Source organism: Mesonia sp. K4-1, assembly GCF_008017825.1.
Lineage (GTDB): Bacteria > Bacteroidota > Bacteroidia > Flavobacteriales > Flavobacteriaceae > Mesonia.
This window is the reverse complement of the sequence record NZ_VRLS01000074.1, coordinates 1-23,492: the sequence shown is the minus strand read 5'-3', so window position 1 is coordinate 23,492 and position 23,492 is coordinate 1. Positions and strand designations below refer to the sequence as shown.

Annotated in this window: 29 protein-coding genes and 1 pseudogene; 10 read left to right on the top strand and 20 right to left on the bottom strand. The window is 36.2% G+C overall.

Features of this window, described 5'->3' with window-relative positions; all coding sequences use genetic code 11:
• The first annotated feature begins 312 nt into the window (after positions 1–312).
• The 6 genes from FT986_RS11850 to FT986_RS11825 all read left to right on the top strand — a co-directional run bounded on the left by FT986_RS11850 (position 313) and on the right by FT986_RS11825 (position 4,765).
• Positions 313–657 (top strand): single-stranded DNA-binding protein, encoded by a 345-nt coding sequence (locus tag FT986_RS11850; protein WP_089369785.1) that lies wholly within the window; start codon positions 313–315, stop codon positions 655–657.
• 78 nt (positions 658–735) lie between these two features.
• Positions 736–1,116 carry a DUF6876 family protein gene (locus tag FT986_RS11845; RefSeq protein WP_070237383.1) on the top strand — a complete coding sequence of 127 codons (381 nt, stop codon included), beginning with the start codon at positions 736–738 and terminating at the stop codon, positions 1,114–1,116.
• 12 nt (positions 1,117–1,128) lie between these two features.
• Positions 1,129–1,326, top strand: a complete 198-nt coding sequence (locus FT986_RS11840) for a hypothetical protein (RefSeq protein ID WP_147865234.1) — start codon at positions 1,129–1,131, stop codon at positions 1,324–1,326.
• 432 nt (positions 1,327–1,758) lie between these two features.
• Entirely contained in the window at positions 1,759–2,139 is a 381-nt protein-coding gene (locus FT986_RS11835) for a BfmA/BtgA family mobilization protein (protein ID WP_147865233.1), read from the top strand.
• Between the two features lie 11 nt (positions 2,140–2,150).
• On the top strand, positions 2,151–3,182 hold the full coding sequence (gene mobB / locus FT986_RS11830; RefSeq protein WP_147865232.1) for a MobB family relaxase: 1,032 nt from the start codon (positions 2,151–2,153) through the stop codon (positions 3,180–3,182).
• A gap of 2 nt (positions 3,183–3,184) precedes the next feature.
• A complete protein-coding gene (locus FT986_RS11825) occupies positions 3,185–4,765 on the top strand; it encodes a type IV secretory system conjugative DNA transfer family protein (RefSeq protein ID WP_121666348.1) in 1,581 nt (526 codons plus the stop codon).
• 166 nt (positions 4,766–4,931) lie between these two features.
• Here FT986_RS11825 and FT986_RS16345 read toward each other — a convergent pair.
• From FT986_RS16345 to FT986_RS11770, 10 genes and pseudogenes are all read right to left on the bottom strand, one after another.
• Positions 4,932–5,615: pseudogene (locus FT986_RS16345) on the bottom strand (site-specific DNA-methyltransferase).
• Between the two features lie 103 nt (positions 5,616–5,718).
• Positions 5,719–5,919 (bottom strand): hypothetical protein, encoded by a 201-nt coding sequence (locus tag FT986_RS16220; RefSeq protein WP_255505959.1) that lies wholly within the window; start codon positions 5,917–5,919, stop codon positions 5,719–5,721.
• A 178-nt stretch (positions 5,920–6,097) separates the two neighbouring features.
• Positions 6,098–6,928: a DUF4138 domain-containing protein gene (locus tag FT986_RS11805; protein WP_147865229.1), complete on the bottom strand. Its 831-nt coding sequence runs from the start codon at positions 6,926–6,928 to the stop codon at positions 6,098–6,100.
• Positions 6,925–7,854, bottom strand: a complete 930-nt coding sequence (gene traM, locus FT986_RS11800) for a conjugative transposon protein TraM (protein WP_147865241.1) — start codon at positions 7,852–7,854, stop codon at positions 6,925–6,927. Before traM ends, FT986_RS11805 begins: the two co-directional genes overlap by 4 nt.
• Complete coding sequence (locus FT986_RS11795) at positions 7,835–8,458, bottom strand: conjugal transfer protein TraK (protein ID WP_147865228.1); 624 nt, start codon at positions 8,456–8,458, stop codon at positions 7,835–7,837. Before FT986_RS11795 ends, traM begins: the two co-directional genes overlap by 20 nt.
• An 11-nt stretch (positions 8,459–8,469) precedes the next feature.
• Positions 8,470–9,312: a hypothetical protein gene (locus FT986_RS11790; RefSeq protein ID WP_129759445.1), complete on the bottom strand. Its 843-nt coding sequence runs from the start codon at positions 9,310–9,312 to the stop codon at positions 8,470–8,472.
• Between the two features lie 2 nt (positions 9,313–9,314).
• Positions 9,315–9,896, bottom strand: coding sequence for a conjugal transfer protein (locus FT986_RS11785; RefSeq protein ID WP_085767703.1), 582 nt, complete (start codon positions 9,894–9,896; stop codon positions 9,315–9,317).
• Between the two features lie 10 nt (positions 9,897–9,906).
• Positions 9,907–12,303 (bottom strand): TraG family conjugative transposon ATPase, encoded by a 2,397-nt coding sequence (locus FT986_RS11780; protein ID WP_147865227.1) that lies wholly within the window; start codon positions 12,301–12,303, stop codon positions 9,907–9,909.
• On the bottom strand, positions 12,296–12,574 hold the full coding sequence (locus FT986_RS11775) for a hypothetical protein (RefSeq protein WP_147865226.1): 279 nt from the start codon (positions 12,572–12,574) through the stop codon (positions 12,296–12,298). The genes FT986_RS11780 and FT986_RS11775 overlap by 8 nt, the downstream gene beginning before the upstream one ends.
• A 37-nt stretch (positions 12,575–12,611) precedes the next feature.
• Positions 12,612–12,899 (bottom strand): hypothetical protein, encoded by a 288-nt coding sequence (locus tag FT986_RS11770; RefSeq protein WP_073243663.1) that lies wholly within the window; start codon positions 12,897–12,899, stop codon positions 12,612–12,614.
• Positions 12,900–13,088: 189 nt separating this feature from the next.
• On the opposite strand from FT986_RS11770, the gene FT986_RS11765 reads away from it, so the two are divergent.
• Positions 13,089–13,736, top strand: a complete 648-nt coding sequence (locus FT986_RS11765) for an N-acetylmuramoyl-L-alanine amidase (RefSeq protein WP_147865225.1) — start codon at positions 13,089–13,091, stop codon at positions 13,734–13,736.
• 97 nt (positions 13,737–13,833) lie between these two features.
• Here FT986_RS11765 and FT986_RS11760 read toward each other — a convergent pair whose 3' ends face one another.
• The 4 genes from FT986_RS11760 to FT986_RS16215 form a co-directional block, all read right to left on the bottom strand.
• Positions 13,834–14,859, bottom strand: coding sequence for a CBASS cGAMP-activated phospholipase (locus FT986_RS11760; protein ID WP_147865224.1), 1,026 nt, complete (start codon positions 14,857–14,859; stop codon positions 13,834–13,836).
• Positions 14,840–15,328, bottom strand: coding sequence for a hypothetical protein (locus FT986_RS11755; RefSeq protein WP_147865223.1), 489 nt, complete (start codon positions 15,326–15,328; stop codon positions 14,840–14,842). Before FT986_RS11755 ends, FT986_RS11760 begins: the two co-directional genes overlap by 20 nt.
• The gene (locus FT986_RS11750) at positions 15,325–16,563 is read right to left on the bottom strand and encodes a nucleotidyltransferase (RefSeq protein ID WP_147865222.1); all 1,239 of its coding nucleotides are present in this window, start codon (positions 16,561–16,563) and stop codon (positions 15,325–15,327) included. Before FT986_RS11750 ends, FT986_RS11755 begins: the two co-directional genes overlap by 4 nt.
• Before the next feature lie 327 nt (positions 16,564–16,890).
• Entirely contained in the window at positions 16,891–17,016 is a 126-nt protein-coding gene (locus tag FT986_RS16215; protein ID WP_255505958.1) for a hypothetical protein, read from the bottom strand.
• A gap of 146 nt (positions 17,017–17,162) precedes the next feature.
• Between FT986_RS16215 and FT986_RS11745 the strand changes: the two genes are divergently transcribed.
• The 3 genes from FT986_RS11745 to FT986_RS11735 are packed head-to-tail and all read left to right on the top strand — an operon-like array spanning position 17,163 to position 18,958.
• The gene (locus FT986_RS11745) at positions 17,163–17,852 is read left to right on the top strand and encodes an RNA polymerase sigma factor (protein WP_147865221.1); all 690 of its coding nucleotides are present in this window, start codon (positions 17,163–17,165) and stop codon (positions 17,850–17,852) included.
• Positions 17,839–18,183, top strand: coding sequence for a hypothetical protein (locus tag FT986_RS11740; RefSeq protein WP_147865220.1), 345 nt, complete (start codon positions 17,839–17,841; stop codon positions 18,181–18,183). Before FT986_RS11745 ends, FT986_RS11740 begins: the two co-directional genes overlap by 14 nt.
• Positions 18,170–18,958, top strand: coding sequence for an ImmA/IrrE family metallo-endopeptidase (locus FT986_RS11735; protein WP_255505957.1), 789 nt, complete (start codon positions 18,170–18,172; stop codon positions 18,956–18,958). Before FT986_RS11740 ends, FT986_RS11735 begins: the two co-directional genes overlap by 14 nt.
• Before the next feature lie 43 nt (positions 18,959–19,001).
• Here the strand turns inward: FT986_RS11735 and FT986_RS11730 are convergent, their stop codons facing one another.
• The 6 genes from FT986_RS11730 to FT986_RS11705 form a co-directional block, all read right to left on the bottom strand.
• Positions 19,002–20,051 (bottom strand): nucleotidyl transferase AbiEii/AbiGii toxin family protein, encoded by a 1,050-nt coding sequence (locus FT986_RS11730; RefSeq protein WP_147865218.1) that lies wholly within the window; start codon positions 20,049–20,051, stop codon positions 19,002–19,004.
• A gap of 24 nt (positions 20,052–20,075) precedes the next feature.
• Positions 20,076–20,834, bottom strand: coding sequence for a DUF6577 family protein (locus FT986_RS11725; RefSeq protein ID WP_255505956.1), 759 nt, complete (start codon positions 20,832–20,834; stop codon positions 20,076–20,078).
• Between the two features lie 39 nt (positions 20,835–20,873).
• Complete coding sequence (locus FT986_RS11720) at positions 20,874–21,536, bottom strand: ATPase (protein ID WP_147865217.1); 663 nt, start codon at positions 21,534–21,536, stop codon at positions 20,874–20,876.
• Positions 21,520–22,272: a hypothetical protein gene (locus tag FT986_RS11715; RefSeq protein ID WP_147865240.1), complete on the bottom strand. Its 753-nt coding sequence runs from the start codon at positions 22,270–22,272 to the stop codon at positions 21,520–21,522. Before FT986_RS11715 ends, FT986_RS11720 begins: the two co-directional genes overlap by 17 nt.
• Positions 22,273–22,275: 3 nt before the next feature.
• Positions 22,276–22,560, bottom strand: a complete 285-nt coding sequence (locus tag FT986_RS11710; RefSeq protein WP_026813287.1) for a helix-turn-helix domain-containing protein — start codon at positions 22,558–22,560, stop codon at positions 22,276–22,278.
• Positions 22,561–22,908: 348 nt separating this feature from the next.
• Complete coding sequence (locus FT986_RS11705) at positions 22,909–23,382, bottom strand: RteC domain-containing protein (RefSeq protein ID WP_255505955.1); 474 nt, start codon at positions 23,380–23,382, stop codon at positions 22,909–22,911.
• Between the last annotated feature and the right edge of the window lie 110 nt (positions 23,383–23,492).

The following is a 23,492-nucleotide window of genomic DNA, read 5'->3' as shown; positions in this document are numbered from 1 at the left end:
ACTCATTTCGTTTAACTGTCGGTACGCTCAAACGCAACTGCGTTTAAAAGAATTGCTAATGCCCTTATGGAACTTGTCAAGACTATACAAGTTTTAGTGAAAAATAAGGTTTCTACTTCCTTGAAAATCTAAGGATTTTACTACGTCGCAAACACACCTGATTTTGCCCGAAAAGTCTTGACAAAACCCACTCTATCCATTGTGCAGTGCACAGAAGAAAAGAACAAACACCCCTTAAAATTTAATTCAGTTTAAAACAAATAGGGGAAATATAAACCAGTCTGATACAAAGCAGACACAAATCTTTTTATTATGAGTACTATTAGAAATCACGTACAGTTAATTGGAAACGTTGGACAAGAACCAACCATTACGAACCTTGAAAGCGGTAAGAAAGTAGCCCGCTTCTCACTCGCTACAAACGAGTATTACAAGGACAGCAAAGGCGAAAAGCAAACGGACACCAACTGGCACACCGTTGTAGCTTGGGGAAAGACTGCTGAAATCGTTGAGAAATTTGTCGAAAAAGGCAAAGAGGTTGGAATTACAGGGAAACTAAAGACCCGAACCTACACTACCGATGATGGCAACCAACGCTATGTAACGGAAGTTGTAGCCGATGAAATCCTTTTGCTTGGAAGCAAGAGCGACAAGTAATCTTTAAAATTAAAGAGGGCGTTCCTCTCGAAAGTTGCGCCCTCTTTTTCATTATCCATTAATTAAAATTAGATAACAATGAAAGCACAAGTTAACGAAATAAAAGAGCGATTGCAATATTTTACAGGAACAGAAATGTTCTACCAAATCCCATTATTAAGAACCCGATTTACAGACGGATTAAAATATTTGTCAGAGGTAGCCGAATGTTTTTGGCTCATTACGGACACGTCCGTAATTGCAAAAAGTCTGATGAACCGAAGCGAATTTGTAACCATAGACTTCAAAAGATTGCCCAAAGAAAAACAGGATTATTCTGGTTACGAAGCCGAAATAATTTATAGCGATGGCAACGATAATATTTTGGAAAAACACGGTTACAGGGCAACCGATTTTCCACTCGATGAACTGCGGTTATTTTTTGTAAATGATACGCTGATGTTGCCAAGCGAATACTAAAATTTTGAAGTTATGATTTACATAAAATTTCAAGATTTGAGCGAGGAAAAACAAGAGGAACTTTTACAGGTTTCAAGAGAACACGTTATACATCTTTTTGGGGAATCCATTCAAAAATATGTTGACGAAACTGGTGCAGATTATGAAAAATTAATTGATGAAGAAATGATTAAAAATTTATACACATACGATTATGTGTTCAATATCTGACACGTTATTATTATATATAGAACACCTCTGAAATTTCAGGGGTGTTTTTGTATGTAATTAATATATAATCAAGAAAAAAAACGTATCTTTATTTCGCTGAAATTCAGCATTCAAATTAAGTAGGGTTATCCACTTTTCGACTTTCGCCGATAACCTTGCACATCGAAAAATAACATATCGGAAAATCATTTTCCTTGAAAATGGCAATCGGCTCTTTAGCCGGATTGTATGGATTTTTGTCACGCTTGCGTGTGACGAAAAGGAATAGCAAGAGGGTAACACGCTGCGCGATGTTTCAGATTCCTTTTCGTTTTCAAACAGCTGATTACCAGCGATTTGAAAACACTGTAATTTCCTAGCAATCAACAATTTGCGACAAACGGGCTGGAAACGCCCATTTTTAGGGAAGATTTTGCGACAAATTGGCGAAATATGGACTCATTTATTGGAATTAGATTTAAAAAGGAAACCGCAAAACGTTTCCAAACTTTCTCACGTACCTACTTCAAATCGCACACCGAGGCGATGGCTACGATGCTCGATTTTTTCTTCTACAACGAAATATCGCCAAAGGAAAAATTAGGACCAACTGGACGCACCATTGAGGCTAAATTACTCAAAAGAATCAATGCTGTTATTGCCATAATGCGAGACGTAGAAAAGACACAAACCAAACCTACGGTGGCTATGATTCAGTCCCTTTTTGAGACCGAAGAGCCAACTAAAAAACCGCTGATTGTAGAAAAGAAATATGCCGAAGAAAAGAAGGAAGTCCGCTTTCGCGAAAAGAAAAATCAAAGCAACCAACTCTAAACTTTCGAGCTATGTATATCACAATCACACCTCAAAAATTAGGCAACAATTTTTCACCAAGTTCAGCTGATTTTGTAGGCTATTTGGAAAAGGAAAATCAAGGTTTGGAACAGCACAAAATGGAACATTTTTTCAATCAATATGGCGATGAGATTTCCGCTGAAGAAGTGGTCAAAGAAATTGACGAAAACACCGCAAAATTAAAAAAGAAAGAACCTAAATTCTATTCGATTACGGTCAGCCCGTCAAAGTATGAATTACGAAAACTTCAGAACAGTAGTCAAGATTTAAAAACCTACACTCGTGAGCTGATGAAAGATTATGTTGCCAGTTTCAATCGAGAAATTCACAGACGACCCATAACCATAGATGACATAAAATACTATGCTAAAATTGAGCACCAAAGAACATTCAAGGGAACAGATTTTCAGATTAAAGAAAACCAACCTTACGCTTCAAAAATTCTTCAGCTAAAAACTGAAATCCGAAATATTCAAGAAGGACGAGCTGAAGGGAATACTAAAAGAATGAAAAAGGAAATTGCCAAATTGGAACGCCAAGCACCACACCAGCAAAATGGCAAACGGATTGTCCAGGGAATGCAAAAAGATGGAAACCAAAGTCATATTCATATCATCGTGAGCAGAAAGGATGCTTCAAATTCGGTCAGTCTTTCCCCAGGAAGTAAACACAAAGCTTCCGAAGTTGAAATGCACGGCAAAAAGGTAAAGCGTGGTTTTGATAGAGATACCTTTTTCGCGAAAGCGGAAAAAACGTTTGACAAGACTTTTGGCTACAAACGCAATTTTGCCGAGACCTACAAAGCACGAAAGGATTTTGTAAAGAACCCTAATCTCTATTTCGCTGCCTTGATGAAATTACCAGCCAACGAAAAAGCTTTGGCTTTCAAAATGATTACCAAAAGTGGCTTGCCAATCGTTCCAAGTATTCCAGTTAGTCAAGCACAAATTGCACTTCGAGTTTTTAAGCGATTAAGACGTGGCGTAGAGGTGGCCATAAAATCAAGTTCAATAGGAGTCTAAGTATGGAAATAAACAATCTCATAACGATACTTTCAATTATTGGTTTAGCCAGTACTGTTTTCTATGCGTTTTTTCGGGTAAGTAGATATGCGTTTCTTTTGAATTTTATATTGCTTTCAATTTTTGTGTTCTATATTTCTGAGGGAAACGAATTAGTATCGCTATTACTCTATTTGGTTTGTCCTCTACTATTAATTAATACAGGACTATATGTATTTCTGCATAAAACTGAAAATGTACAAAACGGAAATACCAAGTACCAAGTCAATTTTGCTACAAACAAAGGGAACTTCAAATTAGATAATATTAAACGTGGCGCATCCGTCATCGGCTCTGCGGGAAGTGGTAAGACTGAAAGTGTGATTTATGGATTTTTGAAGCATTTCCGGAAAGAGCGCTTCTGCGGAATTATTCACGACTATAAAGATTTTGAATTGACCGAAATGGCATATCCACTTTTTAAGGATAACGATATGCCGTTTAAGGTCATTTCCTTCGATAAAATCATCCATCGGGTAAATCCCATTGCACCACGCTATTTAGAGAGCGAGGAAAGCGTAAACGAGGTTTCAAGAGTGCTAATTGAAAATCTTTTAGAGCAAAGAGAAAGTGGAACAACCGGAACTACAAAGTTCTTTAACGATGCCGCTGAAGGTTTGATTGGTGGGTTAATCTGGAAACTAAAAACTACCTATCCGCAATTTTGCACACTTCCTCATTTAATAGCTATCTACCAATACCTTGATACGGATAGCCTCGTGCAGTTTTTGGAAACCAACACCACATCGAGAGCAATGGCAGATGCTTTTATTAGTGGTAAGGATTCTGACAGACAGACCGCTGGTGTAAAAAGTACTTTGGCAAATGCGCTGAAACGAATTAGCACACAACGGATTTTTATGGCATTGTCCGCAGACGAAGTACCTTTGAATATTAATGGTGAGGATAATCCTGCCATAATTTCGGTAGTGAACAATCCAAAATATGAAACGTCTTATTCGCCAGTAATTGCAACCATTATTCACACTATTACAAAGCAAATGAGTGTGCGTAATTCCAAACCCTCATTTTTATTAATGGAAGAAGCACCAACCATTCGCTTGTTAAATATGCACCGCATTCCGGCAACATTGAGAAGCTACAATATTGCTACGATTTATGTAATGCAGGATAAAATACAAAACGATATGATGTATGGCGATAAGGCAAGCAAGGCAATTTTGAGTAATTTATCATACCAGTTTTTTGGTAAAGTAAACGACCCAGACACCGCCAAATACTACGAACGCTTTTTTGAAATCATCAAAGACCCAACCAAAAGCGTAAGTCGTGGTCATAATCTGGATTTTGATACACGTATTACCACAGGCGAAAAGGAAATCCCGAAAATACGAGCAGATGTATTTTTCAGGTTAAAGCAAGGCGAGTTTATTACGTATGCGGATGGGAAGGACAAGAAGGTACAGTTTAAACTGTCTAATATTAAAAGAGAGCTTCCGCAGGAAACGAAGCAGTATTCAAATGTTGATTTAGAAGCTAATTTTGAGAGGGTTTATGATGAGGCGAGGTCGATTTTCAAATAAATTAAAGTGGTGCAATAGGTGGTGCAATAGGTGGTGTAATAGATGGTCAAATTGGTGGTCAGATGGCTTATCCAGTGACAAAATAATTAAATAAGGATTCTTCTTTAATCAAGTGTACACTTTATAAAATACCATTTGGCTTTAAGCTAGTGTTAGAAAATAATTTTTACTTTTCTAGGTAATCGCTAATTCCAAACATCCGTTTAGAAGTACATGCCAAGTTCTTCCGTCCGTTGCTACAATAATCAGCCTCAATCTCAAAAACGATACAGTTCCTATTTGTTTGCTTGCTGGCAATAGCAGTAGAACAACTTCCACCAAAGGTATCCAAAACTAAATCCCCAGGATCTGTACTTTTTTCTATTAGATAGCTTATTAGATCAACAGGCTTTTCGGTAGGATGGTTATTGTTTTTGGTTTTAGAAGATTTTAGGATATTGCAGTCACGCCTACCATTCAATTTTTTGTTTCCATTGCTACAAAATAATATCATTTCATATTTTGGCGCATAGTCGCCTTTCAGGTCGCCAGTTCCGTGATTTTCCTTTTCCCAAATCAAGATGTTCTTTATTCTAAACTATTTACCAAGGAAAAACTTAAAGACTTCTACATTGTGCCAAGAGCAGAATACGTAGAGATGTGCCTCTTCTTTGCAGACTCGTTTTATTTCTTTTACCCAACTATTTAGCCAGTCCAGATTATTATCATTAGGCATCCTTTTATGGCGGTTATTCCTCTTATTACTTCTGTAACTTATGCCATAAGGTGGGTCTGTCAATACTAAATCTACACTATTGTCCGTAACTTTTTTAATACCGATTTTCCAGTCTATATGTAGTATTTTTTGCATCTGTTACACTGATTGATTTAGTTATAATTAAAGCATAGCTATGGCTGTTCAGTATCTTTTGGATGCTGATGATTAGTTCAATAAATACAGAGAAATAATTGCTTTAAAAAGGTGCTTTATCCTTTGACCCTCTTGCGGCAGCTAACCACTTGCCTTCCTGCTTAACCAGTTTAAAAACACCAGGCGTTTTATCGTATGCTGTGGTGTATTTTACCCAAGCCACATTGCCCATAATCGTATCTTGCAAAACGGTAAAGTTAGAATCATCCTTTGGCGTAGCGTTGAACATATTTATGGTGTTCATATAGTTGGAATACGCCTGTGGTGTAGAATGTGCTTTTAAGGTTTCCTTATCTTTTTCATAAAAGCTTTCGATGACGATTTGGGCTGTGGCACTTGGTCCTGAAATTTTAGTTTTAGAATCAGCTCAGGAAAGGAACAGTAATACGAGCGAGCAAACAACAATTTTTTTCATAACGGTATTAATTTGGGTTATTGATATATCTATGCGATAGTTTCATTTCAATGTTTCGTTCGCCATCTTTCTCGTTAAGTTCCAAAATTGCCCTGCGGTCATTAGACAATGAAAATTTGGGCAATACATAAACGAAGCGCACCGTTTCGTGTTCTGCAATTTTAGATGGCAGGTTATATGTGTAAATAGGTTCTTGATACAGTCGCTGTAATGACTTTCTTTTGCCCTTTTGCCGAGTTTCAATCGAAAGGTTCAAGAAATTCAAATCGTAATCCAAAGTAGAATTATTCTCAATCTGGATAACGAAGTAGAGTTCTTCCTTATCAAAAACAACATTTTCAACAGTCAAGACAATGCCTTGCGTTCGCTTCTTAATCCGACCGATACGCTGGTTTCTGTTAAGAAGATACGAGCAGAATTTTTGATAGTAATACGCTCTATTATCTACACGTTCTTCAGAAGATTCAGCAAGAATCGAATCGACCTTAATTGGTTTCTCATTTCCGATACTACTTGATAGCGGAATGAAATAATTGAGCTTAGATAGCTGTTTTTTATATCTTACAATATACGAAAAAATTGAACCATTTCTATTGACTACCAACAGATTACTTTCCTTCCCAGGCTTTGCCTGAAGAAGTCCAAAATACTGTTCTTTTTCACGATTGTAAGTAAATACAAAATTATCTGAACCGGTTATTCCTTGCCGAATAGGTTCAGGGAAGAATAATGCAACGTTTTTGGTGTCGTTGGCATATAGGGTATCGAGAACTGTAGTTGTTTGCGCTTTCGCGAAAGCGGAAATCAGTATCGCAAATATTAAAATTGTTGCTCTCATAATTTAGGTTTTAGAATTAATTTATAATTATTCAATACCGTAACTTTTACGTTTCGGTTGTTACGTCTGAGTACTTTGGATATACCACCAACTTGTGGTACGGTAGGAATGTTGATATCGCCAATAATATCGTCCAAGACTTCAGTGGTGGCTTCTGCTCGAAAATTGTTCTGTACATAGATACCTTCACTACCATCAGATAAATCGAATGCTTTGAGCTTCGTGGGATGATGCTTAATATTTTCAATTTCAATGAGCGCACGATTAGGCTGAAAACTTATGAAGCCGAAAATAGGTGTATTCTTAGGCATTTTTTTACCATTAATCGAAGCGGATTTAGTCAGGCGCATTCGCAATCTGGTATTCGCTTTTACAACTTGGTCGCCATCTACTACCACGTATATAGTTTCATCTGTATTACCAATGATTGAAACTTCATTGGGTTTTGGGGAAGCGGCAAAGAACAATTGATGTTCCAAGCCTAATTCTTTGGCTTCAATTTTTTGTTCCCGTTTTACTTCAGTAGAATCAATTTTTGATACCGCTTTGCGAACAGTTCTCTTTTGTCCCAAATTTTGGTATCGTTTTTCTGAATACTGAATCTTGCCAGCTTCGTAGATGCTATCTACGATACGTTCTTTTTCGCGTTCTGGAAGGTCTGGGTCGTAAAAACCCATAGAATCAATCAACTTTTCATCATAGATGCTTGGCGCGTTATTTTCACGCACTTTCTTCAAGTCGTTAATTGCATCTAATTTGGAATCGTACTCTTTTTGGTCTTCTTCCAAATCTGGCACCAAGGTCTGTTTAAGGTTTTCAGTTTCACTTTCATCATCGCCCATAACCATTACGGAATAGGAAATCAGGAATATGAAAATCACGGCCAAAACCGCTGCAAATACTATTTTATTCTTTTCTACTTTCATCATTGAGTTTTTTTAATGTGTTCTCGAAATAGTTGGTAATCAACAATCCGTGTGGATTGTTCGGGAAGTTTCGGTCAACCATAATCAAGTTTCCGGTAGAAACCAATTCATAAGTGTCGATGATTGAACCTCTATTGATTTCAAAAATGGTCGTTGTTGTAAAACTGTATGAGCCATTATTTTCGTTTATCCGTGAATCGATACTCAGTACTTTTTGAACCAAGGAATACTGAAGCAGTCTATTGTAAACACCATCGGCTTTTTTCTGACGATACAGGTTGTCCACAGAACTGTTTCCCAACCAAAGTGCCTTTTTTAAATTACTTTCATAATTACTCGCATCAATATTGTAGAAATAATTGTGGAACAAGTCTAAATGTGCCAAGGCTTCAACCCTAAAATTCTCTTTTTGGGTTACGAGCTTCAGTGGAATAATGCTGCCATCGGTATTTATGGCAAAAGCGCTATTTAGTGCTTTTTGATTTGTGGAATATGCCATCCATAAAGCGAAGGTGCTTGATAGTAATGCTAGGACCAAAACTCCCAAAACAATAAACCGATTTAATTTTAGGACGTTGTAGATATTCTTGTATGGTGTTTTCATTCTGAATTAAATTAGTTGGTAAATAATCTGAGCGTAAAAGATGTGGCACGTTTATACAATTTGAATTTTAGGAATACGATAAAAGCCACAGAACCTAACTGAACGACAGGTGCAAAAAAGCCTTGACCTGTATCAGTTCCGAAAAGGTTTGTCCAAAAATTGGTATTGATTTCCGTATAAATAGCATTGATAAATACATTGACCAGAAAGAAGGCAGGTACCAACATATATACAGCCGCATATAATTTGAAAAATGTATAAGCAAGGGAACGGAATTTTTCAAAAACCGCTAAACTTATAACCAATGGAAAAAATGCTTGCATTATTCCCAACAGGAAAAAGCGTTCGGCTAGAAATAAAGGGTATATAAATAGGTCGAGAATCCAAAGAATGGTGCTTAAAATAAATGCTAATATTTTAAAGCCATACAACGGTGTTACCAATGCTTCGTACAAAAGTGTCATCGCTGAACTTGCAGCATCAAAAAGACTTACATCTTCCTCTAAAGGAATATCCTGCATTTGCAATGGTAGTAACGCAGGTGCTGTTCCTCTGTACTGTCCCTCTATGGCTACCAATATCCCATCAAAGAATCCTAACACCTGCGTTGAAAATATTACTAAAAGGACTATGGCAAAATTCTTTGCCAATTCGCCAGGACTCAATCCCCAAGTATAACCGTCCTTATCGGCAATACCTTCATTGTACTTCTTAAGGATGTTTACCAAAAAGAACAGGACAGCAAGCGTTTTCATTCCTGCAATGGTATATTGCGAAAAGTTGCTTGCCTGTATGGTCTGGAACACCGTATCGATGTATTCTAACCCAATCCCTAAAAGTATGGTTGCGGTCATTGTTAATAGTCTGTTTCTCGATTATTGACCTTATCCTGCATCTTTCTGAAGGAAATAATATCACGATAGCGTTTGGTTTTAGTTGTGATGCTGGACACCATTTGCTTCGATTCCTTCTCTTTTTCCTTGAGTACTTTTGCACGTTCGGCATCGCTCATTTTTAGGTAGTCGCTAGACAGAACTTCGTCAATAAAATCAACCGTTTCCAATGAGTTTTGTACAATGGCATCAAAGGATTCCACCACTCTACTGATTTCATCGGGTTTGATGTAAGGCGAATTCAAAATATCCTGCAAATCGGTTTGCATTACATTGATGAGTCGTTGATTGTTGTCTGCAATTTCTTGAACAGCATTAAGTTGTTGTACCACACTCGATACTTTCTCGATGGCTTCTTTTGCATCTTTCAGAAATTTCACAGACTTGATAAGTTGGCTCGTCTGTTTGGCAGATTCTACCAAGGATTTTACCAAGCTGATAAAGTTGGTATTGTCATACACTGGCATTCCTTGGGCAGTAGCTTTGCTTGTCATAAATAAAGTCAGGGCTACGGTCATTACTAAAATTTTGATTTTTGTCTTCATAATATTTGTTTTAAGATGTAAATTGAATTATTGCTTTTTCCATATCGTGATGCTCGTCGTAGAGCTTTATAATTTCCTCATTTTCCTGCCCATCGGTTAAGTAAGCCGCATAAACTTCTTTTGGCACTTCCAACCGGAAAATGTTACTTTCCCTACCGATTTTGATAAACATTTCGGTGTATTTCCGTGGACCGGAAAGATTGTTTTTAATAGACTTTAGTTGGTTTAAATCGTGACTGGATAGATTGAGCCTTTTTACCAATTCATCATATCCCTTTTCATTATTCAAGCTGTAAATAACCTGTGTGTTTTCCAAAATACTCGCTGAAGTGGAATTGTTTGGAAGCTGATTGATGGATTGTAGAATAATCCCAATCGCACCGTTTTGTTTACGGATGGCTTGATAGTAGAACTCCACGCTTTCCAGTACATTTTCAAACTTCAGTTGCTTCGCAAACTCATCAAATAAGATGATACCTTTTTCAGCACGGTTTTTCCAAATGGTTCTTTGGATGGCAGATTTAATCAGCTTCAACATTACGGACAGGATTTCCTTATTGTCCTTGACTTCATCGAGCTCAAAAACAGTCAATCGTTTATCTTCGATTTTATAGGTTTGGTCTTCGCTTACTTCAAAAAGGAAGCTGTATAGACCATCGCCGACATATTCGGACATTACGTGCAAAAAGCTCGTTATGTTGAAGTAGTCGGGATGGATTTTTAGGGTATCTAAAAGGTCTTTTTGTTTCCTTTCTATAAAGCTGTAAAAACCATCTAAGGAATGATTTTCTGAAGTGTTATTATAATAGTGTTGCAATATCTTTTTAACCGAGACTGATTGTGCTTTTGTAACTTTTAAATCTGAAGCGAACAGTTCAAAAAGGAAAACAGATAGGTCTTCCAAACGTTCAGGTGTCAAGTCTTTAACATCGCTGATGTAAAATGGATTGATGCCTAAGTTTTTACCGCTTTCATATCTGAGAACCGTATATTTTTCAGGATAGAGCTTGGCGAATTTGGTGTAAGAACCACCTAAATCAATAATGACCAACCGTACACCACTTTCAAAATATTGGCGCAGAATATTGTTTGCCAAAAAGGATTTGCCTTCGCCTGTTGGTGCAAAAATGGCAAAATTACGTGCCTTGATCCGTTTCTTTTTTTCATCCCAAACATCTTTTAGCACTGGAATGTTATGTTCTCTATCATTGAAGATGATTCCGGTGTTATCGGATTTGTAATTGGTATTGTTAATGAACAGACACAGAGCGTGCTTTAAATCTGTCACATATAAATCGTGATTTGAAAAGTTGGAAGAAAAGCAGCAGTAACTATTAAGAATATAGTTTTTACGCTCTTCGCCACGTGGATAATATGGGATGATATCCAGTTCCTTAAATTCGGTCTTGATTTTGGACGTGATTTTGTCCAGTTCTTTGGCTTCCTTTGCCCAATAGACAATATTGAGATGACCACGAATAATCCGTACATTATCATCCGCATTGATTTGGTCAAGAATATGTTGGATTTTACCCAGAACCACTTTGTTCTGCGAACCGAAGTTGGAACTTTTATTCAATTCTTCAACTTTTTTATCTAGCAGCTTGCGCCACTTTTGTTTATCATCCAGATAGATGATTTGATTGACGATATGATTTTCGTTAAGTGTAAGCCCTATGCCATCAATAAACCCTTGATGAAACACAAAATCGTCTGAAGTGAATTTCTCATTGGTTTTGCTGCTCTGCACACTTTCGCCAAAGCACAGTTCGCTGTTGATGGCCAGGGCATCAAAATGGTTTTCGCCAATATTGACGCTTTTTTTATCTAAGATGATATCGGTATCAAATCCCTCATTGAAACCATTGAAATAACCGTTGGTTAGTTTCTGAATTTCCTCGACATTGAGTGGTAGAAATTCCATTTTTCGGCTATTATTGATAAAAGAAACGGAATCGCTTACCGAGTTGGCAAAGCTTTTTACGTTATCGTCCAGTTCCTGAACGATTCCCTTTGAAACCTTTAGGAAAGGGTTAACGTATTTGGAATTGTTGAGTGCCTTGTTTTTAGTCAGAATAAAGAACAGATAACATTTATGTTCAATATGTCCACGACCTTTAAAATGCTCGTGTGTAGCTTTTTCTAAAAAGGTTGAATTCGGAAGTTGTTCTGAGGTATATGATTTCTTCAAATAAATATCCTGTTTATGAACAACCGTACCAACTGGCAAAGATTTTAAGGCCTGAAACCAGGCACCGTGCATATCCTCAAAGTCTTTTTCCGATAAGGAATAGATTTCAGGTAGGTTACCTTCATAACACACTATCACATTACCATTATTGGCAAAAACGATATTGTCTTGAATTTCCACGATGGGTTGATATGCAGAAAGGTTCATCTTATTCATAATCGAAGCCAGAATTTCTTTTGTTACTAATGATTTGTGGGAAGGCGTTAGCCGTCTGAAATAGCTGAGGGTTATGTGTAATTCTTGTCAACGCAATATATAGGGCAGCGTTAAAAACCAGTATGCCTATAATCATCCCAAAACTGAAAGAGAAAATAATGACCAAAAGGGATGCGAGAATGGAAACCATCATTAATGCAAACAGGGAGATGGGCAGCCCAAAAATGGCTGCCCGTTTCCTAATGTTTTTATAAACCTCGAATTTTTTCATAAGCCAATGTATTGATTGCCGAATGTCGCTTAGCGACTTAGACTACGATTCCGATTAGGTATGTGAAGATGCCTACTACTGCACCTGCAATAAGGACAAATACCAAAACTCTGGTAATTCCCTTTTTTAAATCTGCGTTCTCACCAAAGAAATGTCCCGCATTAAAGAGGAAACCAACTAGAAAAATGACACCGAGCAGAATTGGAAAGATGGTTCTTATAGTATCACCTACATCATTTACGGAATCTTCAATGCCACCAATTTGTGCGAATAGCGATGTTGAGAGCAAAGACAGAAAAGTTGCTAGATAGATTGATTTTTTCATAACGTAACGGTTTAAAATTTTGTGTTGTTTTTGTTATTGGAAATTTACATATATTTGCTTACAAATAACTGAAAATCAAATATTTGTGAATAAAATATTATTTGATATTGTTTGAATTCCGTTATTGTTATTTGGCATCAAATTTTATGATTTTTAGAAGTTGAATTGTTAATAACCCAAAACTTGAAAATGAAAAAAGTGCTCAAAAACGTCAGTTTTGTGATTTTGCTTCTAAAAATGTGCTTCATTTTTGGGCAGGAAACCACAACCCAAAAACGAATTGTAATTGATGTTGGACACGGTGGAAAAGATACTGGAGCAATAGGAATAAATAAAATCCAAGAAAAGGACATCGTAATGGATATAGCGATTGCCATTTTGAAGCTAAACAAAGAATTAAAAAAACCTTTAGATATTTATTTGACCAGATATAAGGATACGCTTATTTCGCTCTCGGATAGAACTAAACTTGCTAAAATTCTAAAAGCTGATTTATTTGTGTCGTTGCATTGCAATCATTCAGATAATCCAAATGCTAGAGGAGTAGAAGTTTATGCTTCAAAGAAACAAGCGAAGTATTCTAAAGAATCTGTTTTTGTCGGCTATCAAATAGAAAAAACGCTCTGCAAAGCTATAGGATATGATAGTAGAGGTGTGAAGTTCGCCAATTTTCAGGTGTTGCGGGAAACAATTAGCGATTGTCCTTCTGTGCTTTTGGAATTGGGTTTTTTGAGTAATTGGGATGAGAGCTTTTATCTAGGAAAACCTGAAACGCTCAGAACTATGGCATTGATTATTTTAATGGAATTGAATAACTATTTAAATGCTGGATTATGAAAGAATTTTCAGAAGAAATAATTGCTACTATAAAACAAATTATCATCATACTATTTAAAGAACTTAGACCTAAAGCAAAGAAAAAGTAATATAGTATTTAATAAAAGTGATTTTTCAGAATAGTAGTCCTGTTGTGTTGAAATTCAATAGATGCTAATTCTGCAAAATTCTTAATTTTAATTCTGTCAGATTCGTCCATTTCGATATTATTATCCTCGTTCAACAAAACATCTATCCGGTCATAGACAAAATTTGGATTATCTTTTTCACTTCTGTCTATCCCTTGGTAAAGCAGGCTTATGTAATTTGCAACTAATTGTGATTGGCTTTGCATAAATAAGTCAATAAGCCTTTTTCTACTATTCTTTACCATCCAATAATGCAAACCCCATTTTTTACGGGAATTACCATCGGTAAGCTTTTTATATCCAGTTCCAAGTGAAAGGATTTCGAGCTGAGACATTTCAACTTTAAAAGCCTTTAAGGCTTCTAGAACCGCTACTAATGTAGGGTTGTTTGCCATTATACCACCATCAACTTTGTTTGCAAAATCTTTTTGTGTGCCATTAAGGTCAATATATTCTGAGGTATATGGGTCGTAATATGTAGGTGCGGCAGAAGTGGCCATAGCAGCTTGATAAGCCGGAATGTGATAATCTCGCTCAAAAGCTGGATGATATTTGGTTTTTAACACACTTGGGTTACCTTGTATCAAATCATAGATAGGAATACAAACATCTGTTTTGCAATCGCCAAACCTTGGTTCAATTCCATTGTTTGCATCTCTGAACTTTTCACGAACAAGGTTTTCCAAAAATTCTCTTTCGTGTGCTGAATTAAGGATTTGACCAATGAAAAAAGGTTTTTTGCTGCCAAAAATTTTCTTGGCATTATCTAAATAAAGTTGATATATTTCTTTTGCAGGTATCCCCAAGGCTAATGCAATAGCAATAATGCCACCAGTTGATGTTCCTGTAATCAAGTCGAAATGCTGATAAATTTTAGTTTTGCCATCAGAGCGATTTTTCAATTCGTCTTCTAAAAGTGTTAAGAACAATGCAGGGAAAACACCTTTAATACCACCGCCATCAATCGACAATATTTTAAATTTTGTATTCTTCATTTATCAAGATATTTGTTTTGTTCTCATTAGGGTATTCATTATGACCACCGCCAAACCATTTGCCTTCGGGCAACCATAATTCATAGTAGTATAGCCACTCACTTATCCAAGGAATGATTGTATCAATAATGTAATTGTGCGCATTCCACTCTTTTTTAGATGGCGAATAAAGACATAGCTGCTGCTTTTGGCTGTTATAAACGTGAGGCAGTTTTGTTCTGCTTTTTGCGATTTCCAATGTTTTATTGACAACAAAAATTTTTACCCATTTGTTTTCCGTATAAACAACTTTCACGTCATATAACTCGCTTATAGCAGTGGGTTGAATTTGAACAATGATTTCAAAATTATCCCATCCGCTTTTTAAGACCCTGATTTCTGGAAATACTTTTTTTATCCTCTTCAATTGTTCAGTTGAGAGAATACCTTTTACTTTTCTTTTCCTGTCTGTCTTAAAAAATTTGCTCATAAATTACCTTCAAAATTATGGTTTGGTATTGAAGTGCCAACCGACCCTAAAAGACCTGTTCTTCCTGCCATTTTTCTCAAACCAGATTCCCTTAGAACTCTATTTTTTTCGCCATAGTCGGCAAAAGCTTTATTTACGACCTTGTCCCCGTATTGTACTGAAAAGGATTCATTCAATCGTTGTAGGCCGACTCCTTGGCTGTATTTGATTGTTTCGAGGTCTTCCTCCAATTTATCCAACCATTTATAGAAATATTCTTCTTTTTGAGGAACATCGCTCCACTTGTCTGCAAAATTTTCCTCATCATTGACAGGGTTACTTATCCATCTTTCGTAACGGCCTGTCTTCGGATTCAGTTTCGTATCTATAAAGCCACGCATTGTGCTCACAATATTAACATAAGCATCAACGATGTTCTCGCTTCTGTCATAAGCTCTGGCAGCTAAAGTGGTAATTATAATAGAAATGGGCCTGTTTTCACTATCAAGTTCATCTGAACAAAACATAATATCCCTATGGCGTTTTAATAACTGAATTACACGTTGCAAGGGCATCTTTTCTTTTTGGTATGGCTTCACAGGATCAACAGATTCGCTCAGAGCGAACATTTTTGTTGAACTGTATATGGCTCTTTGATAAAACCATTTGGCATAGCCGAAAGGATTACTTTTCAACCACCATTCTGTGTCCGTTTCGGTAGAATAGTTATACTCTTCCTTATCGGTTAAGCGAATTGCCAGCTTATTGGTATCTATGCGTTGGCTATTGTTAAAGGATTCGCTAAGTAGAACCGTAAAATTTTTATCTGAAATGGATGGCAAAATATCCATATGGTAGTTAGCATTGTCTGAATAATCAAGTGTCCAACATCTTCGACCACCATCTTTATCCTCAATCATTTCCTTATAGGTAGAATGGTCTTTGAGTCTATTTCCAACAGTATCTTTTAAATGTTTTTGTGTCCAATAAATTGGTTTGCCTTTCAGTTTACAAACGAGGTCTATATCAATATCATCTTCATCGTTAATAGGCTTTATAATTGTGCCCAACATAAAGGAACCTTGAGGAAGTATCCTTGGGTTATATGGATAAAGTGGCGAGCCTTCTTTAGACAGCCAATCACCAACTGCTTCGTAACTTTTTACAGCTTCATTATATTGAGTTTCAGAAATATCTAGTTGCTTTCCCAGATTTTCCAAAATTTCAATCACTTCTTTTTTGTATTCTTCAGTCATAATAATTTTTATTTTAAAATTTCAATTATTAAGCCATTCATATCTTGTGACAGATTGACCGTTTAATAAATTTTGATTGTGGTAATTCTGCTTACAAAATCACCACAATCAATCTTCTAATTAGATTGCTCTAATATTGAAGCTATGCCATTTATAACAACGAGTGTTGCAATACCAAAGACTACGGCTTTTGCCATATCTCCACTCACATTAACACAATTGCCCTTACGACATACACTCAGTTCTCCTTTAGAGAAATTAATACTATTCATAAAAATGAATTTTTAGGTTAAACAATATCCATTCAGAGCTGTGGATTTCCGCTCATTACTTTCCTTTACTGTCTTTCCGGTTACTTCTAATGTGTTCCTTGATAATAATAGTTTTTCCGCCTACTTTTCTTTTGTGTTCAGGAATTCTATTGAACTTTTTACCAGATGAATCTTTAGCCATAGGTTTAATTTTTAGTTGAACTTACTTTTTTTATATTTGATTTTCATTATTAATTATTTACTTATAGCATTTTGTTGTTTAACCAAAGGTTTTATGGGTGCTGTCCACTCATATACCATTATAGATATATCCGTTTTGGTATATAGATGAATACAAGTACTAATCAGGACATAGATTTTGAAAAACTACCTAGCGTTGACCTGCTGGATTATATTTCTTTTAAAGATGAATTTCCAAAAGAGGCAGGAGCCGCTTTTGTGCAATTCTGTTATCGATTTGAGAAAGATTTGAAACGTAAGTCCGAGATTTACTGCAATAAGTATGGATATAACGAGGTGGTGGCTTTGGAAATAGCGCATTGTACTTTTGCCAGAGTTTGGAAATACCCAACTTTTGACAAAGACAAGTCCAAAGCGAGAGATTTGGATAAGGGCATACTTATTTGGATGTATCGAATTTTATACACCCAAATAATTAAATATGGCGAAAAGAACACTTGTGCAGAGCCTACTGAAGAAGAAGATTTAAGCCTGGTTACAAATGCAGATGAGTTGTTGGCAAAGTTTGACGTACCAGACGACGCTGAGGCAAAAAGGGTGGTTGTGGCAAAACTTAAAACCATTGAAAGAGCTCTTACCCGATTATCTGAAAAGCATCGAATCATTTATTTTACTTATAGAGCTTATCGAAAGGAAGGTAAAAAAGTGCCAAGAACAATTACAAAACTGCTTAGAGATAAACTCTCTTTAACCCAAAAATCCGTGAACACCTATTACGGCGATGCGGATAGACACGTTACTAACTATTTAGACATTATGAATAATGGCCAAGCCTAAGAAAATAGAACTAATTGAAACAGCTCAATTGGACAGTTGGTTAGGTTCAACAGGGTTTTTATTCCCTAGTAATGAACTTGAACTAGATAGGTTCAATAAATTATATGAAGATTATGACTATAAGTTGGATGATAAATCTATTAACCCAATTGCCGTAATCAATAATACGTTTTATAGAAAGCCAAAAGTCATAACAATGTTTGAAGAAGATGTTGTTGAAGAAATTGAAACCCTAAGAATGGTCGCTAGAAAAGGAAAGAAAGAATTGCCTCAACACATTATAGATAAAATGCGGAAAAAACATAACCAAGATTCTAGTGATTCGGAATAAAACAAACATAAAGGAATTAGCCGAAAGCATTGCATTGGAATATGAAGAAAAGATTACGCCTCTTGACAAAATATTAGATGATGAAGGCCTATCGGTATTTTATGACAGCTACGGCAAGAACACCTTTGATGGAATGACTTTCTTTGATAATGGAAAGTTTTATATTCACATAAATACCGATTTGGGTAATAGGCCAGATTCTGCAAGAGGAAGGTTTACGTTGGCACACGAGCTGGGACACTACTATATAGATTCCCATAGGATTGGATTGAAAAAAGGATTGTTAGAACCACATCCGTCAAGAACTAATCAGAAGCAGTTTAACCAAATAGAAAGAGAAGCAGATTTTTTTGCATCCTGTTTGCTGATGCCAGAGGAAAGGTTCTCAAAAGATTTTTATCGTAAAACCTTTAGTATTGAATTGGTAGATTATTTGAAGGACGAGTATAAAGTCAGCAGGACTGCCTGTGCTTTCAGGTTAGCAGATATAGGAAATCACGATATTATGATTGTCTATGGCGAGAATGGAAAAATACGTTGGAAATATTGTAGCGAACATTTTCCCTACAAATACCTGTTATATGAAAACAAGGTGGCGCCAAATACAGTAATGGGCGAATACTTTAAGAACATTACTGATAACCTGTTCAAAAAAGAAGAGATTTGGGCAGTTGATATTTTCAACTACGTTAAGGAAGACAATATTCAAAGAAAGTTTTTTGAGCATTGCATTACTTTTAAGGGTAGAGCTCTTAGCATTATTTGGGAAGAATAGTAGTTTTCTTTTTCCAAGTAAAGCCTCATTAAATTGTGAAATTTTAACTTAAAGTTATTGCCTTAAACCAATAGAAAAACGCTTCCGGATTGCTCTTTTTCAATTTATTTAGCTTAGTGAATTGAGGGTTCTCAATCAACCAATCTTTAACCTCAAGCGGATTTGTAAACCTTTCGATTTCGCTATCAATACCAGCCTTAATCAGTTCAGATAGGTATGCAACTTTTGAAGCAGCTGTAATGGCTTCTTCAATATTGAACCTTACCAATGTAAAATTGGTAAAATTGCTTATTCCTGTTTGCAGATGTTTAAATTCCTCGGAATTTGTGTCACGGACGGAAAGTATAAAACAGGCTTTTTGGGTGTCTTCCAAAACCTGTTCTGAGGTTATGTTTAGTTTTCTAAACGCTATTTCCTCTGCAACTACTTTTGTGAAGCTGTTACGGACTGTTGCTAAGTCCGAAATATTATCCATTAAAAACGCTACGTCGAATAACTGTTTGATAATTTCAACTGGTCTATCTTTGCTGTATAAAATCCCTGTGGTTTTTGGTGCAAACGCAGTTAGCTTATCGCCTAAAATGGCATCAAACGTTGGCATTTTTACTGTTGTGATTTTCCCTTGTGTTTGAAGCCAGTTGTGAGCAATCGGAATTTCTGTAAGTTCGGGATAAGGGTTTGGTGTGTAGAGAATATCCAGTAAAATTGGCTCAACACGACTATCTACATTGCTTTTGTAGAACATCTTGAAATGACCAACTGGTGCATCAGGCGTGTGCTTTCTGTCATTGTCATCTTCCCAATGTGTAAACGCTTCAGTTTCTTTACTTATAGCTTCAAGAACAGTTTCTATGTCGCTTTGGCTTTGCTCGGTAATAATATCGATGTCGATTGAAAACCTTTTAGGCTCTTCTGTTGCCAACAATAATGCAGTTCCTCCTTTAAAAATAAAATCGAGTTTGTTGATTTCAAGTTGTTCCAAAAACAGTAAGGCATAGATAACCTTTTCAATAAGTTTTGGATCATACTTTTTACCTAGTCTTTTTTTGACTTCATAAATCCACTCTGGTTGATATGTAGTTTCTTTAATCATTAAAATTAATGTTTGGCAATAAAATTAATTATTTGCCAAAGTTAAATTGCTTAATTGTTCAACTTCCGTCTCTCTATTACGCCTGTGGGCATAGCGTTTCATTTTACTTTTGCTTATCTCAAACTTTTCGAATGCCGATCGGTAAATAAATTCCAATTCACTTTGTTGTGCACCAAATAAATTAGTGTCTATTAGCATATCGACCAACAATTTTTCAAGGGATGGAATAATGATATTTTCGGATTGAACTAAAGGTGCTTCGGATACCAACTGCTTTAAAATTATTGCATTATCACTATTATGAACGTACAGCTCGAAAGTTTCAGCATCTGGTTCTGTAAAAACGGTTTTGCCTTGGTCTTTCAACTTGTAAAAAACGGATTGTACCACATCTTTTTCCAATTCAATTATGGTGTAAAATCTAAAGGGTTGGTGGCGCATAAATTGGTTTAACCATAAAGTGTTCCACACACAGAATTCAATGAATGGATAATCTTTTTTTATTTTATTGTACAGTCGTTTTAATTTGGTATCAATAACTGGAATAAATCTATCTTTTCCACTTAAAGTGTATTTACCTCTGGATGGGTTTTTTAACACACCTTCTTTTTTAAGTTTAGACAAATACACAGTGATAGAACTTTCCTTTAAGTTTGGAAAATCTTTCTGAATAAGCTCTACCAGACTGGTTTTTGAAATAGCTTGCTGGTCAACAAAGTATGTTGGTATTTTATCTTTAATAGTTTGTTCCAGAACAACGATATTTGAATTAAACTTTGGCAAAATACACATTTTTTGCCAAAGTTTAATAGTGAATAGCAATTACTTCCGTTTATCCGTAGCCTTGGTATCAAAAGCAATCAAATTAAAAAGTTCTCGCATTCGGCTACGAACTCGGTTACCGTAGCGTTCTTCCAGTTCTTCGGCATTGAGGTTGGTGGTTGCGTGGGTTTTTATTTTACGTTTTGTCTGTAGGTAAAGCTCGTATCGAGATAAGAGCACTTCGCCCATTACGTTTAGATCCTTTCCATAAAACCGACCAGCTGGCTCTACACCCAAATCATCAAAACAGAAAAATTTGGTGTTACCATATTCTTCAATGGTTTTAAAACCGAGGTGGTTAAAACTGAAAGCCACGTTCCGGCAAGGAATCATTTCATAAGGTCGTTGCATTGGGACGATATGGCGTAGCAATTTCATTAAGGTGGTTTTTCCACATCCTACAGGTCCAGAAAGTAAAATGCCTTTGTCGATATCAATTCCGTTCTTTTCACAGTTCTCTTTGTCCTTGATGAAATAATGGCAGAGTTTACGAATGATGGCCGTGTCCTTATCGTAGATTCGGAAATTTTTTCCAAAGAGCAACTTTCCTTTAGTATTCAGGTAAATCAGGATTTTGTCAAAATCGTAGAGAACACTCTTGCCATCAAACTTTCCGAGCAAGTATTCCACGCCACCTTCGGTAATTTTAGAGGGGTTGTCCATAATCTTTGTTTTTAGTGGTTCGCAAGTTGTCCTTGATTTGGGACGCTTGTTTTTTGTTTGGTTTGTTTTCTTTGGCATATAACTCTGTTCTGCCCATCCAGTTAGTGGCCAAGGCTCGCCAGTATCGAATTTCTTTTCCATCGCTCGTTTGCCAATTCCGAGTTTCATAATGCTCGAAGAATTTTTTTCCTTCATCAGCATTAAAACCTTTTTCAATAAAAAAATCAATAACGGCCTGCCAGCCCTTTGGTTGTTTTATATTGTTTACTTGTTTGGTATTGTTTATAGTAGATACCAATGCTTGTCCACTCGCGGGACGGTTTGAGTCCACTACTTGTTCATTTTTGGGACGGTGCTGTCCCATAACAGGTTCACGGATGGGATGGTACTGTTCCGCAAGCTGTTCTAATATGGGATCGTACCGTCCCATATCCGGTTCATCACTTGTACCGATAATGGCCATCTTGATTTTGCTTCCTTTGTAGGGGTTATTGGAAGGGAAATAGGTGAGATAGTTCCAAGAATCAAGGTTTGTCACACATCTATGGTAAGTGGATTTTGAGCCAATCTTGGCTACACGCATTAATTCTCGACGGTTCACATAAAATTCATCTGCAAATCGGCTACTGTTCCATTCTTGGAACAGTGCCATATAGAGACTTATATGTGTTGGGTTGAGGCGGTCATCAAGAAAGAACTTTTCAAAAGCCGCATTAAGTAGCTTTATGTAGTTCATCATTTAAGAATTTGTCTTGTGTTGTACATGGTTTGAGGTCATTACATCTTGAATTTCTTCGGCATCGTAATAGATTATGCCTCCAACTTTTGTGTATGGTAGCGTACCATTGATTCGAAGATTCTGTAATGTTCCTGGACTGACTTGAAGCAAGTCCATAACTTCTGAAGATTTGAGATATTTTTTAAGTTTTCCAGTAGCTTGTTTGGAAAGAAGGTTTTTAATGTCATCGAGCAATTCTATTTTAAATTCCCGAAGATCGTCTGTGGTAATAATATTTGCTGGCATAATAGAACGGTTTTAAAAGAAAGGGGCTATCATTATCGCTTTTCAACTAATTTGATAGCCCCTGACCTGATTTAACTCACGAGCTTTAGTATTTTAATAAAAAAGTGTTCGTGAATCTGTCGATTTGACTTTCGTTCTACAAATTTGGGATGATTTATTGGATATTAACCCCAAGTCATACCCAAGTTGGGTGTTTTTATATACTCATTTTCAATGGTTTAAATTAGTTTTGTTTAGCGGTTGTCCTGAAAATAGTATATGCCAAATGATAATAACGAAAATTAATTTTATTTTTTCCCAAGTAGTACCCAACTTGGGAAGAAATTTAACATTTAAGCGAAATGAATTTTATCCATCCGTTTCCTCCATTCTCCTTAAAAGTGTTGCTTTCAGTCTATCGATAAACTTGGTTTGGTCAATTTTCCGTTCTCTAATTTCGAGAAAAGTTCTATAAACATTTCCGAGTTTGAGTTCAAAGATGTCTTCACAAGCCGAAGCCATCTCTTTAATCCCAGCCGTACCACTTTTTATCGCTCCTGAAGCCTGTAAGGCATAAATCAATTCAATTAGGTCTGTTTTTGAGGCTGTCCATCCAAGTCGCTCGCCATTTGATAAAGTACTCAGTTTATTCTGTACACCGTTTGACAGATCCCTCAAATAACTTAACTCTTCTACGTAATGACTGATTAATAAATCGTAGGCCATAATTTTGGCAATTGCATTATCGTGGCTTGTGGAAAATTCTGCATCGGTATAAAAATGAGATGTGTTTGACACCAGACTGATTTTATCATTTCCTCGTAAAAAATAGAATTCATCCAAAAGTTCAGAATCTTCCCTGTAATATTTTATAAAATTAGTACTGATGCGTTAAGATAGATTAAATATTTTAAAACATCAGTAAATATAATATATACAAGACGTTCTTTGAT

Coding starts and splice junctions, on each gene's coding strand:
- FT986_RS11850 (WP_089369785.1), top strand. CDS start 313: ATGAGTACTATTAGAAATCACGTACAGTTAATTGGAAACGTTGGACAA.
- FT986_RS11845 (WP_070237383.1), top strand. CDS start 736: ATGAAAGCACAAGTTAACGAAATAAAAGAGCGATTGCAATATTTTACA.
- FT986_RS11840 (WP_147865234.1), top strand. CDS start 1,129: ATGATTTACATAAAATTTCAAGATTTGAGCGAGGAAAAACAAGAGGAA.
- FT986_RS11835 (WP_147865233.1), top strand. CDS start 1,759: ATGGACTCATTTATTGGAATTAGATTTAAAAAGGAAACCGCAAAACGT.
- mobB (WP_147865232.1), top strand. CDS start 2,151: ATGTATATCACAATCACACCTCAAAAATTAGGCAACAATTTTTCACCA.
- FT986_RS11825 (WP_121666348.1), top strand. CDS start 3,185: ATGGAAATAAACAATCTCATAACGATACTTTCAATTATTGGTTTAGCC.
- FT986_RS16220 (WP_255505959.1), bottom strand. CDS start 5,919: ATGAACACCATAAATATGTTCAACGCTACGCCAAAGGATGATTCTAAC.
- FT986_RS11805 (WP_147865229.1), bottom strand. CDS start 6,928: ATGAGAGCAACAATTTTAATATTTGCGATACTGATTTCCGCTTTCGCG.
- traM (WP_147865241.1), bottom strand. CDS start 7,854: ATGAAAGTAGAAAAGAATAAAATAGTATTTGCAGCGGTTTTGGCCGTG.
- FT986_RS11795 (WP_147865228.1), bottom strand. CDS start 8,458: ATGAAAACACCATACAAGAATATCTACAACGTCCTAAAATTAAATCGG.
- FT986_RS11790 (WP_129759445.1), bottom strand. CDS start 9,312: ATGACCGCAACCATACTTTTAGGGATTGGGTTAGAATACATCGATACG.
- FT986_RS11785 (WP_085767703.1), bottom strand. CDS start 9,896: ATGAAGACAAAAATCAAAATTTTAGTAATGACCGTAGCCCTGACTTTA.
- FT986_RS11780 (WP_147865227.1), bottom strand. CDS start 12,303: ATGAATAAGATGAACCTTTCTGCATATCAACCCATCGTGGAAATTCAA.
- FT986_RS11775 (WP_147865226.1), bottom strand. CDS start 12,574: ATGAAAAAATTCGAGGTTTATAAAAACATTAGGAAACGGGCAGCCATT.
- FT986_RS11770 (WP_073243663.1), bottom strand. CDS start 12,899: ATGAAAAAATCAATCTATCTAGCAACTTTTCTGTCTTTGCTCTCAACA.
- FT986_RS11765 (WP_147865225.1), top strand. CDS start 13,089: ATGAAAAAAGTGCTCAAAAACGTCAGTTTTGTGATTTTGCTTCTAAAA.
- FT986_RS11760 (WP_147865224.1), bottom strand. CDS start 14,859: ATGAAGAATACAAAATTTAAAATATTGTCGATTGATGGCGGTGGTATT.
- FT986_RS11755 (WP_147865223.1), bottom strand. CDS start 15,328: ATGAGCAAATTTTTTAAGACAGACAGGAAAAGAAAAGTAAAAGGTATT.
- FT986_RS11750 (WP_147865222.1), bottom strand. CDS start 16,563: ATGACTGAAGAATACAAAAAAGAAGTGATTGAAATTTTGGAAAATCTG.
- FT986_RS16215 (WP_255505958.1), bottom strand. CDS start 17,016: ATGGCTAAAGATTCATCTGGTAAAAAGTTCAATAGAATTCCTGAACAC.
- FT986_RS11745 (WP_147865221.1), top strand. CDS start 17,163: ATGAATACAAGTACTAATCAGGACATAGATTTTGAAAAACTACCTAGC.
- FT986_RS11740 (WP_147865220.1), top strand. CDS start 17,839: ATGGCCAAGCCTAAGAAAATAGAACTAATTGAAACAGCTCAATTGGAC.
- FT986_RS11730 (WP_147865218.1), bottom strand. CDS start 20,051: ATGATTAAAGAAACTACATATCAACCAGAGTGGATTTATGAAGTCAAA.
- FT986_RS11720 (WP_147865217.1), bottom strand. CDS start 21,536: ATGGACAACCCCTCTAAAATTACCGAAGGTGGCGTGGAATACTTGCTC.
- FT986_RS11715 (WP_147865240.1), bottom strand. CDS start 22,272: ATGAACTACATAAAGCTACTTAATGCGGCTTTTGAAAAGTTCTTTCTT.
- FT986_RS11710 (WP_026813287.1), bottom strand. CDS start 22,560: ATGCCAGCAAATATTATTACCACAGACGATCTTCGGGAATTTAAAATA.